This is a genomic window from Catenulispora rubra (assembly GCF_015356825.1).
Lineage (GTDB): Bacteria > Actinomycetota > Actinomycetes > Streptomycetales > Catenulisporaceae > Catenulispora > Catenulispora rubra.
The window spans coordinates 1-13273 of the sequence record NZ_JAACYW010000310.1 but is presented as its reverse complement, the minus strand read 5'-3'; the positions used below and the strand labels follow the sequence as shown (position 1 = coordinate 13273).

The following is a 13273-nucleotide window of genomic DNA, read 5'->3' as shown; positions in this document are numbered from 1 at the left end:
ACCCACCTCAGGCGACCCGCGCCCCCGCCGCCTCGGCCTGAGCCCGCAGCGCCCGCACCGCCGCGTCCGGGTCCTCCGCGCCGTACACCGCCGAGCCCGCCACGAAGACGTCCGCCCCGGCCTCGGCGCAGCGCTCGATCGTGTCGGCCGCGACGCCGCCGTCGATCTGCAGCCAGACCGAGCCGCCGTGGCGGTCGATCATCTGGCGCGCGCGGCGGATCTTCGGCAGCACCACGTCCAGGAACTTCTGGCCGCCGAAGCCCGGCTCGACCGTCATCAGCAGGAGCATGTCCAGCTCCGGCAGCAGGTCCTCGTAGGGCTCGACCGGCGTCGCCGGCTTCAGCGCCAGGCCGGCGCGGGCTCCGGCCGAGCGGATGGCGCGCGCCAGGCGGATCGGCGCGTGCGCGGCCTCCACGTGGAACGTCACGCTGCCCGCGCCCGCCTCGGCGTAGCCCGGCGCCCAGCGGTCCGGGTCGGCGATCATCAGGTGGCAGTCAAGCGGCCGCGGCGAGGCCTTGGCCAGCGACTCCACGACCGGCAGCCCCAGCGTCAGGTTCGGCACGAAGTGGTTGTCCATCACGTCGACGTGGATCCAGTCGGCCGACGGCACCGCGGAGACCTCGTCGGCCAGGCGCGCGAAGTCGGCGGAGAGGATGGACGGGGAGATCTGGACGGAGCTCATGGGGAAAGTCTGGCAGATCCGCGGGCCGGGATCCGTCGCGGATCATGACACGGCCATCACTGTCGTGATCAGTCCGTGTATCGCGGCCCGCAGCCCGCATTTCACACGACATCGGCCACCGTCGATCCGCGCCGGCACAGGCTGCCACCCTCGCCCTACAACCAACCCCACCGCGTCGCCAGCCACCCCAGCTGCACCCGGCTCTTCGCGCCGGCCAGCGTCATCAGCCGCCGCACCTCCCGCTCGACGCTGCGCGGGCTGACGCCGAGCACGCGGTCCACGCGCGCGTCCTCCAGCAGCAGCGCCAGCAGCCTCAGGTCGGCCGGCGCCGGCTGGTCCCGCGGCTCGGCCGCCGACGGCAGGTCGGGCAGCGGCAGACCCACACACGCCGCGTGATGGCCGAGCTGCATCCGGGTCCGGGCGCCCGCGGCGTCCATCAGGTCCCGCACCGCGCGCTGCACCGTCCGGCGGCTCACCGCCAGCCGGCGGGCCACCGCGTCGTCGGTCAGGCCGGTGATCAGCAGCGCCAGGGCCCTGGTGGGCCGCGCGTCAGGGCTGGGAAGCCAGCCTCCGTCCTGTCGCATCACACCTCCGATCGCAGACACCTCTTCATCATCCGACCACAGCCGACCAGCCGAAGGAGACCGGCGCGCGTGACGCTTTGCCGCCATGGCGGCAAGGGAACCGATCACCACCGCACCGCGTCGCCGCCGTCGTCGGTTGTTGCGGCGGAGACTACCGCGAACCCCTGAGAGCGTCCCTGAGAACGCCTCTGAATTTGCCCGGAAGAACACCCCTCAGCGCGGCCCATCGACGAAGGTCCACCCGGCCACTAGTGTCGAATCCTGACGTCGGCCTCTAGAGAAGCACAGGTGAGACGGCATGAGCGCCAATGACGACGCTGACCCCCGGGCCGAAGCGCATCGCAAGGGCCCCGACTCCCCGTCGCTGCTCGATGAGACCATCGGCGCGAACCTGACGCGGATCGCCACCACGTACCCGGAGCGTGAAGCCCTGGTGGAGTGCGCGACCGGCCGGCGCTGGACGTACGCGGAGTTCGACGCCGCGACCGCGGAGCTGGCGCGCGGCCTGCTCGCCGCCGGCGTCGCCAAGGGCGACCGCGTGGGCATCTGGTCGCCGAACTGCGCCGAATGGGTCCTGGTCCAGTACGCGGCGGCCAAGGTCGGCGCGATCCTGGTGAACCTCAACCCGGCCTACCGGGACCACGAGATCCGCTTCACCCTCAAGCAGTCCGGCGCCAGCCTGTTGTTCGCCGCCACCCAAGTGAAGTCGAGCGACTACGTCGCGATGGTGAACGCAGTACGTGAGGACTGCCCAGAGCTCCAGGACGTCGTCTTCATCGGCACACCCGGCTGGACCGCCTTCGTAGAGCGCGGCGCGACCGTACCCGCCACGGAGCTCGCAGAACGCACAAGCCGCCTGCACCCAGACGACCCCGTAGACATCCAATACACATCCGGCACCACGGGGTTCCCCAAGGGCGCCACACTGTCGCATCGCAACGTCCTGGGGAACGGCTATATGGTCGCCGAAGTCCAGGGGTGGACCCATGAGGACCGCGTCTGCCTCCCGGTCCCGCTCTACCACTGCTTCGGCATGGTGATGGGCAACCTCGGCGCCACCAGCCACGGCTCCTGCATGGTTCTCCCGGGGCAACTGTTCGACCCTGCAGACACTCTGCGCGCCGTCTCTGAAGAGAGCTGCACCGTCCTCTATGGCGTCCCCACTATGTTCATCGCGGAGTTGGCGCTCCTGGAGAAGTCTCCAGACGCCTACAACCTCAGCTCCCTGCGCACCGGTGTCATGGCCGGCTCCCCGTGCCCCGTCGAGGTGATGAAGCGCGTCATCGGCGAGATGGGCATGACGGACGTGACCATCGCCTACGGCATGACCGAGACCTCCCCGGTCTCCACCCAGACCCGCCGCGACGACAGCCTGCACCGCCGCGTGGCCACCGTCGGCCGCGTCCACCCGCACGTCGAGATCAAGATCGTCGACCCGGACACCGACGCCACCCTCGGCTACGACGAACCCGGCGAGCTGTGCACCCGCGGCTACAGCGTCATGCTCGGCTACTGGGACGAACCCGAGCGCACCGCCGAGGCCGTGGACGCCGACGGCTGGATGCACACCGGCGACCTCGCGCAGATGGACGCCGACGGCTACGTGGCCATCGTCGGCCGCATCAAGGACATGGTGATCCGCGGCGGCGAGAACGTGTACCCGCGCGAGGTGGAGGAGTTCCTCTATACGCATCCCGACGTAGAGGACGTCCAAGTGATCGGCGTCCCCGACGAGAAGTACGGCGAGGAACTGATGGCCTGGGTCCGGCTACGGCCCGGCGCACAGCCGCTGACCGCAGAGGCCGTCCGCACGTTCTGCGAAGGACGTCTCGCGCACTACAAGATCCCGCGCTATGTGCACATCGTGGACGGGTTCCCCATGACGGTCACCGGTAAGGTGCGCAAGGTGGAGATGCGGGAGCAGGCGGTCGGGATCCTCGGATTGAAGTGAGTACGCAGAGCTTCACCGGGCCGCGTTGAAACCGCCGTCGCTATAGAGCACCTGCCCGTTCACCCAGCCACCGCGCTCCGAGCACAGGAACGAGACCAGTTCCGCACAGTCCGCCGGAACCCCGTTGCGTCCCAACGGAGTGCGTTCCTTGATGTACGTGGCGAGGTTGTCGTCCATCCACCCGGTCTGCGTCGGCCCCGGATCGACGGCGTTGGCGCTGATGCCGAGCTCCCGCAGCTCCACCGCGGCGGCCACCATGAGCCGGTCGAGCGTGGCCTTGCTCGCGCCGTACGGCACGTTGTGCACGATGGCTCCACTGGTCAGTGCGATGATCCGACCGGTGCCGTGCGGCTGTGCGAAGTGCGTGGCGAACTCCCGGACCAGCAGCCACGAAGCCCGCGCGTTGACCGCGAAGTGCCGGTCCCAGGACTCGACCGTGGTGTCGAGGATCGAGGAGTCCACCGACTCGCAGTGCGCCATCACCAGAGCCCTGACGCCGCCCAGAGCGCCCCGCACCTTAGCGAAGACCTCTCCAGCCGTCTCCACGACCGCCAAGTCCGCCTCGACCGCATGAACCCGCGCGCCGTGGGCCTCGGCATCAGCGGTGATGGCGGCGAGCGCCTCTTCGTCGCGTCCCCAGTCCATGCGGTCGTCGTAAGGACGCCAGTAGGTGAACCCGATGTCCCACCCGTCGCGTGCCAACGCCTCCACGATCGCCGCGCCGATCCCCGCCCGCCTGCCGACTCCGGTCACCACGGCGACCGGCCGCTGCTGTTGCGTCATGAGCGAGGAGTCTGGTCACGGCGACCGGCCGGCGCAACGAGGTTTAGGACTGGAACAAGATCGACAGCGCCACGTCCGCTTGGCCCCGCTCAAGGTTCGCAGGATCCTCGCTGCCGCCGCACGAGAGCACCGGGACGAACGTGAAGATCTCGTCAGGACCGGGGCGGCCGAGCCGGGACACCGCGCCGTCGTACAGGTCCTTGCGCAGTTCCTCTTCGAGGAACTCGGGGTCCGCGAGGCCTTCGGTGAACTCGGTGAACGAGAACGCCAGGACGCTCACCTTCTTGTAGCGCACGTCGACCACGGACACGTCATACGCCGACTCCACCTCATCGGCGTCCAGACCCAGCGCAGCGGCCCGCTCGCGCAAGTCGCGTATATAGAGCAGGTCACCCAGGGCCGTGCGCGCGAACGGAACGCGTGACGGCTGGAAGCCGCCGAGCCATTCGGCCAGGGTGTCGTCGAGGGCTTCCGGCGCCAGGAACTGCAGGAATCCGTCGGCGAAGTCGCCGGTGCCGTGCTCTGCGAGGCCGCGTGCGGGTTCGGCCGGCATACGCTCTTGAAGGGTCTCGAAGGAGAATCCCGAATTCACCATCTCACCAATTCCTCAACGGTCGGGAGCCCGCACACTACCGCCGCCCGCCGTCAGTCACCGGTGTTACGCCACTTCACCCAGAATGCGGACAGGTCCCGTCCCGCCACGCTCTGCGCCATCGCCCGCACATCGGCCGGGCGTTCGACTCCGTACTCGAACTTGGTGAACAGCTCGCGCAGCATCCGGTCCATGCCGTCGCGGCCCAGCGTGTGCTCCAGGTCGAACAACAGGCACGTGCCCTCGTGGTAGATGGCGTCGTGATAGAGGTAGTCGCCGGCCTTCTCGTAGGTGTCCATGGAGCCGTCCATGCGCTCGTCGGAGGCGATCCAGTCGCAGTTGTGCGCAGGCGTCGTACCGCCCTGGAACTCCTCCGCGCTGTACTCCGCGAACGCCTCGTCGAGCCACGGATGCCGGTACTGGTCGTCCCCGACGAGCGCGAACCACCACTGATGCGCGACCTCGTGCGCGACGGCCCCCTGGTTGGCGGAGGACAGGACGTAGTTCGGGTACTCCATCCCGTCGAAGGCCGACCCGAACTCGTCGAAGACGATCGAGAACCGCGGATAGGGATAGGCGCCGTATCGGGCTGAGTAGGCGTCTATAGCGCTGGCCGTGTAGCTCATCAGGGACTGGCAGTTCGAGTCGCTCTCCGAGTTCGGCCAGTACGCGTCGATCGTCACGCCGGTGGCGCTGGTCATACTCGCGTGGTGGAAGGCACCGGCCGACCATGAGAAGTCACGCACCTTGGGCGCCGTTATATGCGTGACGACCCGATCCCCCTCGGGAGTCTCTCCTGCGATCACCCCTGTCGAGGGGACCTGTAGCGTCGTTGGATGGTCGAGGGTGACGTCGTAGTCCGCGGTCAGCGAGTAGAAGCTCTCTCCGAAGTCGACGTACGGAGGAAGCTCCCAGCCGTGTTCGTCCTTTACCGCCAGAACCGCTAGAGCGTTCCCCACGTACGAGTCGACTCCGTTCACCCCGAACCGGTCGGCCCGCACCGGTACGTCTATAGCGAGCGCGAACCCGACCTCTGTACGTGCTCCAGGCGCCAACGCGCTGTCGAGCACTATGCGGAACGCTGTGCACTTCTGCTCTGTCTCGGCTATAGAGCCGCCGCTCAGGCTGCTGATGCGCTCGGGCTGCGTGGCGCTACAGCCAGCGTCGCCGTTTCCCCACAGCCTTGTCCAGAACTCCGTAATGGGGACGGTCCCGGAGTTCGCGAAGGAGATCTTCTCAGTCCCGCTCCAGGAGTGCCCAGTGGCATCGCTCCTGAGCGCGACCGTATAGCGAGCCTGATCGGGCGCAACGGGATCCCCGCTCTGCGGAACCGCCACCGGGCTTGCACTAATAGCCGCCCCTCCGTCAGCCCCCAGAACGGGGCCCTCCGAACGCGAGGAGAGAGGCGCCTGGTGCGGCCCCAACGGGGCCGCTATCCACGCGGCCGCCACCACCGCTGCCGCCACTCCACCCAACGGCACCCACAAGCCGGCCCGCCTTAATACGGACGCACCTATGGAAGACCTCACGCCGCCCCACCCGCCCCATCGCCGTCTGCACCAGCCCTGCCAAACCTCCAGACCACCTGGGGGGTGCAAAAAGTCACGGCGCGGACGTGCCGGGGACGAACCTGTGATCGTTTTGAGACAGTGCGCGGCGGCGATCGGCCTCAGGAACGGCGCAGAAGCGCCAGATACATAGCGTCGGTACCGTGCAGATGCGGCCAGAGCTGGACATCGGGGCCGCCGCCGAGATCGGGCACGCCGGGCAGGTACGGCCGCGCGTCGACCCGCTCCACGTCCCGCCGCGCCTTCACCACCTGTCGGACCACGTCGCGCGTCTCCTCCAGATGCGGAGAGCACGTCACATAGGCGACCAGTCCCCCGGGTCGTACAGAGTCCAACGCAGAGGACAACAGGCGGCGCTGTACACGGGTCAGCCGTTCGAGATCGTCCGGCGTGCGCCGCCAGCGCGACTCCGGACGGCGGCGCAGCGCACCGAGGCCGGTGCAGGGGGCGTCGAGCATGACGCGGTCGAAGGAGCCCGGCTTCCAGGGCGCGCGGATGCCGTCGGCGGCGATCACCTGGAGCGTGCCGGGGCGCGGCGGCGCCGCCACCTCACCGGAACCAGTACCCGCGCCTTCACCGGGGCCGGACTCGGGCGCGGACTCGGGTGCTGACGCCGACTCGGCCCCATCCGCGCCGACACCGCCGCCGACCGCCACGCCGACACCGCCCTCACCGCCCACGTCGTCGGGCTCGTCCTCGTCCGCCGACCCCAGCGCCAACGCCGACCAGTCGTGCCCAGCCGTCTTAATCGCCCCGTCGAACCCGACCAGCCGCTCCCGGTACCCCCGCAAAGCCCTGCGCACAAGCTCGGCCCGATGCGGCGCGATCTCGTTCGCCAGCAGCGACGCCCCGCGCTCCAGCGCGAGCCCGGCCAGCAGCGCCGCCTTCCCACCGGGACCGGCGCACATGTCCAGCCACTGCTCGTCCCGGCCCTCCAGCGGCGCCGCCGCCAAAGCCATGGCGACCAGCTGGCTGCCCTCGTCCTGCACCCCGGCGCGCCCCTGGCGCACCGGCGCCAGCCCGCCCGGGTCGCCGCCGGCCAGATACGCCGCGTACGGCGAGTACCGCGCCGCCAGCGCCCCCAGATCGGTGAGCTCCTCGACCTGCGCCAGACCCGGCCGCGTCACCAGCGTGACCCCCGGACGCGCGTTGTCGGCGTCCAGCAGGTCCCCGATGTCCCCGTGCGCCCGCTGCGCCCCGCGGTGCGCCTGCAGCGAGTCCCAGAGCGCTGACACGATCCAGCGCGGGTGCGACCGCGACACCGCGAGGAAGCCCTCCGGGTCCTCCTGCGAGTTCGGGGCGACCCGGGTGATCCACGCCTGCAGGTCGCCCTGGCCGACCCGCCGCAGGATCGCGTTGGCGAACCGCGAGGCGCCCTCGTTGGAGACCGCGCGCACCAGGTCGACCGTGGTCGAGACGGCGGCGTGCGGCGGGACGTCCATCGCCAGCAGCTGGTGCGTGCCCAGGCGCAGCGCGTCCAGCACCACCGCGTCCACCGCGTCCAGCTCGCGGTCCACGCACGCGGCGATGATCGCGTCGTACGTTCCCAGCCCGCGCAGCGTGCCGTAGCACAGCTCGGTGGTGAACGCGGCGTCGCGGCCGGTCAGCCCGCGGTCGCGCAGCACCCGCGGCAGCAGGAGGTTCGCGTAGGCGTCCCGGGTGCGGACCGCCTCCAGGACTTCGAGCGCGGCGGAGCGGGCCGGGTCGGCGGTGGAGGTGGACGTACGCGGTGCCATGGGAGGGTTCGCTGTTCCTTTGTGACGGGATGTGGACGATGTGGGTGGTGCGGACCAGGCCGGACGGCTCAGACGAACGCCTCGTCCCCGGTCAGCCGCAGGCCGCGCGCCCAGTCCGCGGCCGGCATCCGCCGCTTGCCCTGCGGCTGCACGTCGCCGAGCCGCACCGTGTGCCCGCTGCCGGTGCCCACCGTCAATCCTCGCGAGTCCCGCACGATCCGGCCCGGCGGGACCTCGGTGCTCCCGGGCAGCGCGGTGACCGGGAAGATCTTCACCCGCAGGTCCTCCTCGCCGTCCACGCCCGGCAGGACGGTCCAGGCGCCGGGGGCCGGGGTGCATGCGCGGACCAGCCGGTCCACGCGCAGCGCCGGGGCCGTCCAGTCGATGCGGGCGTCGTCGGCCAGCACCTTTGGGGCCAGCGTGACGCCGTCGGCGGGCTGGGGCACGGGGCGCGCGGTACCGTCCTCGATCGCGTCCAGGGTGGCGGCCAGCAGCCGGGCGCCGGACTCGGCGAGCCGGGCGAGCAGGTCGCCGCTGGTGTCGGTGCGGCGGATCTCGTCGGTGACCGTGCCGTAGACCGGGCCGGTGTCCAGGCCCTCCTCCAGCAGGAAGGTGGAGGCGCCGGTGATCTCGTCGCCGTGCAGCAGCGCCTGCTGCACCGGGGCCGCGCCGCGCCAGGCCGGCAGCAGCGAGAAGTGCAGGTTGACCCAGCCGTGGCGCGGGACGTCGAGCGCCGACTTCGGGATCAGGCCGCCGTAGGCGACGATCGGGCAGCAGTCCGGGGCGATCTCGGACAGCCGCTCCAGGAACGCCGGGTCGCGCACCTTCTCGGGCTTGAGCACCTCGACGCCGGCCTCCTCGGCCAGCTTCGCCACCGGCGAGGCCTCCATGCGGCGGCCGCGGCCGGAGCGGGCGTCGGGGCGGGTCAGGACCGCGACCACCTCGTGGCGGGAGTCCAGGAGCGCGCGCAGGGAGGGCAGCGCGGGCTCGGGGGTGCCGGCGAACAGGATGCGCATCGTCAGATCGCCCGCCCGAAGGTCGCATGCGGGGAGACCTTCACCACCGGCTCGGGGCCGCCCTCGTTGGCCCAGTCGGCCAGCCGGATGGCGCGCATCGCCTTCTTGCGCCACTCGCGGTCCAGGCGGTCGATGAACAGCACGCCGTCCAGGTGGTCGGTCTCGTGCTGGATGCAGCGGGCCAGCAGCTCGCTGCCCTCGATCTCCACCGGCTCGCCGTGCATGTTCCAGCCCTTGGCGACCACGCGCAGCGCGCGTTTGCAGGGGAACGCCAGGTCCGGGATGGACAGACAGCCCTCGTCACCCTCCTGCTCCTCGTCGGACAGGTCGAGGCTGGGGTTCACCAGGTGGCCGAGCTGTTCGTCGACGTGCCAGGTGAAGACCCGCAGGCCGACGCCGATCTGCGGGGCGGCCAGGCCGGTGCCGGGGGCGTCCAGCATGGTTTCGCTGAGGTCCTTGACAAGGGTGCGGAGCTCCTTGTCGAAGTCGGCGACCGGCGCGGCCGGGGTGGTCAGGACCGGGTCGCCGAAGAGGCGGATCGGCTGGACGGTCAAGGGTCGCGCTCCGTTCATGGGTGTACGGGATTCAGCTATCCAGTGTACGGAGCCCGGCGGCGGTGGCGGAGCGTCGCTGGTCGGTACCGGCGCGCACAGTGTGCACGCCACGGGCTGCGCGGGCTCTGCGTGGGCTCTGCGGCGGCTTCTGCGGCGGCCTCCGTGGGCTCCGTGCTCGCTGCTGTGGCTCTCGGTCGGCTCTCGGTCGGCTCTGCATCGGCTCTGCATCGGCTCTGGGTTCAGCCGATCTGGACCGGGTCGATCCGGACCCGGACCCAGTCCTCGGCTTTGCGGGCACTGCGGACGCCCTGGGCTTCCCGGACGGCCTCGGCCAGTTCTCCCCCGAGGCGGCGCGGGACACGGACCAGAGCGCGGTGCAGTTGCTGGCGCGGGCTCTCCTCAACAGCGGCGCGGGGCCTGTCTGCTCCCTCCCGACGGCCCAGGGGGTCGGTGTTCTTGCCGGACCGGGTGTCAGGCTTCTGCGCGGCCCGATCGTCCGATCTTGGGACGTCCACCAGGACCGGCCCGAGGATCTCGGCCGCTTCGGGCAGTCGGAGCAGGCTCAGTTCCTCAGCGACCGCGGCAGGGGTACCGGTGAGTTCCGCTACCCGGGCCAGAGGCGGGTAGTGCAGCTCGCCGCGGTCGACAAGTTCTCGGCGGGCGTGCCAGACCGGGTCCCAGCGCACGAGCGCCTGGACCGGCGCCAGTCCCGGCTCGGCCATGATGACGACCTTGCCGCCTTCTCCCCCGGGACGTACTAATGCGGCGGCGTTGAGCCAGCGCCGCAGGGCTTCCTCTCCAGCGCGCAGATCTCTTCGGGCCAGGAGGGACCAGCCGTCCAGGAGAAGCGCGGCCGCATAGCCTCCGTCCGCTACGGGTTCAGCTCCAGGAGTCGCCACTACGAGGGCCGACTTGTCGGACACCTGCGACAAGACGGAGTTCCCCGCCGAGAAGATGACCTTTGTGTTGGCGAAGGCGCGGCCGAGTTCTTCGGCGGTGCGGTGGACGCCGATGGTGAGCATGCGGAAGCGGTCGCCGCCGCAGGGGCGGTCGTTGACGACGCCGTCGCAGCGCCAGCCGCCGGCTGGGCGTCCGCACCATAGGCAGGACGCCATGGCGTGCCCTGAGGAGAGTCCTAGAGGGCCGTGACAGTGGTTGCAGCGCGCGTGCTTTCTACAGCGGATGCACGCCAGGGACGGTGCATAGCCGCCGCGCGGTACCTGGACGAGGACCGGGCCGTGGTTGAGGGCGGCGCGCGCGGTTCGCCAGGCGAGGTTCGGCAGGCGCGCGGCTGCTGCGGCGGGATCCCTTTCCTTCTCCAGTTCCTCTCCAGAGGTGCGGATCAGAGGCGACTTCGCGCGCACTGTAGAGCGGAACGCAGTAAGCGGATATGCCCATCGGCTCTCCACGAGTTGCGCACCTTCCGCAGTACAGGTGTAGCCGCCGATAAGCGCTGCCGCGCCTGTGGCATGCGCACGCAGGAGGAGGACTTCGCGGACGTGCGGGTAGGGGGCGCGGGGTTCGGCGTGGAGGTCGTCGCCGTCGTCCCAGATCGTGACGAGGCCGAGGTCGGCGACCGGGGCGAACATGGCGGAGCGCGTGCCGATCACCATCTTCACGTCGCCGCGCAGGATGGCCAGCCAGTTCTGGTAGCGCTTGGCGGGGCCGAGTTCTTCGGACAGGACGACGTGGTGGCCGGGGCCCGCGACCTCGGTGAGGGCGGCGTCCAGGCGGGCCAAGTCGCGGTGGTCGGGGACGATGGCGAGGGCGCCTCGGCCGGGGATGTGGAGGGGGTCTGCTGCGCTGTGCGTTTCGCCACTCACTACCGCATCGGCACTGGCTGCCGCGCTGACTACGTCGGCCGGACCTTTATCGCTGAGCTCCTTAGAGGATTCGGCTTCTGCGTCGCTATAGCGATCGTCATCCAGGTCCCTGAGGTTCTCGGGGTCGATGTCGTAGTCGGTGGGCAGGTCCGGGTCGGGGAGCGCGGGATCGGTCGGGTCGGGGGCGAGGTCCGGGATGACCGGGTCGTCGGCGATCACGATCGCGTCGGGGTCCATGAGTACTTCGGCAGTCTCGGGTTCTTCGGTACTCGTCGGGACCGGAGCCGGCTCGGGTTCCGGGAACACGACAGCGTCGGTCGCCACGGCGTGCATGGCTGTCGCGATGGCGGTAGCCCAGTCTGTTGCCGGAAGGCACGTCCACACCGCGCGCGGGAGCTTGGGCGCCGTCTTGCGTTGGAGAGCCTTTATGAACTCGCGGCCACCGCCATAGACACCCCATGGCGCTCCGTCGACGGGCTTTCCAGGGGACACGCCCGGTTCCTTCGCAGAGGTCTTCTCCGCGCTCGCGTGGCGCGGCGGCACCGCCAGACGGAGGACGTCTGCGAGCGTCCCCGCGTACCGGTCCGCGACGGTGCGTGCCAGGTCCAGGATCTCCGGGGTCAGGACCGGGAGCGGGGAGACCACCTTCTGCAGGTACTCGAAGCGGCCTGTGAAGTCGGACTCGGCGGCGCGGCTGATGATGAAGCCGTCGACGAGCTGGCCGGCGAAGCGGACGCGGACCCGGACGCCGGGCTGGGCGTCGGCGTCCAGATCGGACGGCACGAGGTAGTCGAAGGCGCGGTCCAGGTGGCTGAGTTCGAGGTGCAGGACGACGCGCGCGTACGGCAGCTCCGCCGCAGGCTCGCGCGGCGGCTTGGGTTTGGCCTGACGTACCGACTGGCGGGCCGTGCGCCGCGCAGCCTGCCGGGGATCGTCGGCGGCCGCCGGCGGCCGCGGCTTGTCGACGGCCGTCTGCGATGCTGTCTCGGGGGCATTGGGCACGTCCAGCAACGGAACCTCAGTCGGCTTGTCGTCCGGCTTTCCCTCCGTGTTCTTCTGCTCCAGCGCCTCCACAGTGTCAATTTCTACCCGATAGCGGTGACACCAGTACCGTGGGCGGGCAGGTTCGGCGTGGATAGGCTGCCGCGCATGTCTGACGATCGCACCTCTGTTCTAGGTTTTGCCCTGTCCGTCGCCGACGCCGCCCTGGAGCCCGTCCCCCTGGACCCGTCGCAGGTCATCGCCGGTGCGCCGGAGGTCTCGGAGCTGGTGCTGAGCGAGTCGGACGACGGCCGCGTGCTGCGCGGGATCTGGCAGATGACGCCCGGCGTGGTGACCGACACGGAGGCGGACGAGCTGTTCGTGGTGCTGTCAGGCCGCGCGACGATCGAGTTCGAGGACGGCATGGTGCTGGAAGTGGGGCCCGGCGACGTGGCGCTACTCACCGAGGGCGCAAAGACCCGCTGGACCGTACACGAAACACTGCGCAAGGTATATCAGGCGACTGTCTAGTTCCCCACATTTCACCCATTCGGGCGCTGGCATACTCGCATCTCACCGATCTATCCTGATTCCATCCACTTCACACCGACTAACACCGAACAGCATCGATTAGCGCCGATTGAAGCGGATCAGGGGCAAGGCGCGGGGAGACAAGGCAGAAGCCAGAAGAAACCAGAAGCTCCGAGGGGGAACCATCATGATCGACGCCTGGCTGCTCTTCGGCCACGTGATAGGCACCGTGGTCCTGGTCGCCGGCATAGGCCTGGAGGTCTACGCGGTCACAGCGGCCGGCCGCGCGACCACCGTCGCCGAACTCCGCCTGGCGGTCCGCGCCGCCCGCACCCTCCCGGTCCTGATGCCCCTGGCCACCCTCCTGATGACCGGCTGCGGCCTGGCCCTGGTCGCGCACGACCCCGACTTCCACTTCGGCGACGCCTGGGTCGTAGCCGCCATCGGCATCGTCGTCGCCATCTCAGTGGTC

Annotated in this window: 12 protein-coding genes; 3 read left to right on the top strand and 9 right to left on the bottom strand. The window is 70.1% G+C overall.

The genetic code is table 11. From position 1 onward, the window contains the following. Positions 1-7: 7 nt before the first annotated feature. A complete protein-coding gene (gene rpe / locus GWK61_RS45775; RefSeq protein ID WP_194919029.1) occupies positions 8-682 on the bottom strand; it encodes a ribulose-phosphate 3-epimerase in 675 nt (224 codons plus the stop codon). A 155-nt stretch (positions 683-837) separates the two neighbouring features. Next, positions 838-1266, bottom strand: coding sequence for a helix-turn-helix domain-containing protein (locus tag GWK61_RS45770; protein ID WP_194919026.1), 429 nt, complete (start codon positions 1264-1266; stop codon positions 838-840). Between the two features lie 298 nt (positions 1267-1564). Between GWK61_RS45770 and GWK61_RS45765 the strand changes: the two genes are divergently transcribed. Beyond that, on the top strand, positions 1565-3217 hold the full coding sequence (locus tag GWK61_RS45765; protein WP_228564042.1) for an AMP-binding protein: 1653 nt from the start codon (positions 1565-1567) through the stop codon (positions 3215-3217). 12 nt (positions 3218-3229) lie between these two features. Here GWK61_RS45765 and GWK61_RS45760 read toward each other — a convergent pair whose 3' ends face one another. The 7 genes from GWK61_RS45760 to GWK61_RS45730 all read right to left on the bottom strand — a co-directional run bounded on the left by GWK61_RS45760 (position 3230) and on the right by GWK61_RS45730 (position 12363). Continuing rightward, the gene (locus tag GWK61_RS45760) at positions 3230-4000 is read right to left on the bottom strand and encodes an SDR family oxidoreductase (RefSeq protein ID WP_194919024.1); all 771 of its coding nucleotides are present in this window, start codon (positions 3998-4000) and stop codon (positions 3230-3232) included. 43 nt (positions 4001-4043) lie between these two features. After that, the gene (locus GWK61_RS45755) at positions 4044-4595 is read right to left on the bottom strand and encodes a T6SS immunity protein Tdi1 domain-containing protein (protein ID WP_194919023.1); all 552 of its coding nucleotides are present in this window, start codon (positions 4593-4595) and stop codon (positions 4044-4046) included. Between the two features lie 50 nt (positions 4596-4645). Beyond that, the gene (locus GWK61_RS60195) at positions 4646-5929 is read right to left on the bottom strand and encodes a M1 family metallopeptidase (protein WP_194919021.1); all 1284 of its coding nucleotides are present in this window, start codon (positions 5927-5929) and stop codon (positions 4646-4648) included. Between the two features lie 332 nt (positions 5930-6261). Beyond that, entirely contained in the window at positions 6262-7896 is a 1635-nt protein-coding gene (locus GWK61_RS45745) for an RsmB/NOP family class I SAM-dependent RNA methyltransferase (protein WP_194919019.1), read from the bottom strand. Positions 7897-7964: 68 nt separating this feature from the next. Continuing rightward, positions 7965-8912 (bottom strand): methionyl-tRNA formyltransferase, encoded by a 948-nt coding sequence (fmt, locus tag GWK61_RS45740; RefSeq protein WP_194919017.1) that lies wholly within the window; start codon positions 8910-8912, stop codon positions 7965-7967. Between the two features lie 2 nt (positions 8913-8914). Next, positions 8915-9466, bottom strand: coding sequence for a peptide deformylase (gene def, locus GWK61_RS45735; protein ID WP_194919015.1), 552 nt, complete (start codon positions 9464-9466; stop codon positions 8915-8917). A 239-nt stretch (positions 9467-9705) separates the two neighbouring features. Next, a complete protein-coding gene (locus GWK61_RS45730) occupies positions 9706-12363 on the bottom strand; it encodes a primosomal protein N' (protein WP_323748053.1) in 2658 nt (885 codons plus the stop codon). 75 nt (positions 12364-12438) lie between these two features. Here GWK61_RS45730 and GWK61_RS45725 point away from each other — a divergent pair, with 75 nt between their 5' ends. Next, the gene (locus tag GWK61_RS45725; protein WP_194919013.1) at positions 12439-12801 is read left to right on the top strand and encodes a cupin domain-containing protein; all 363 of its coding nucleotides are present in this window, start codon (positions 12439-12441) and stop codon (positions 12799-12801) included. Positions 12802-12988: 187 nt separating this feature from the next. Beyond that, a partial coding sequence (locus tag GWK61_RS45720) for a hypothetical protein (protein WP_194919011.1) occupies positions 12989-13273 on the top strand: 285 nt, incomplete at its 3' end.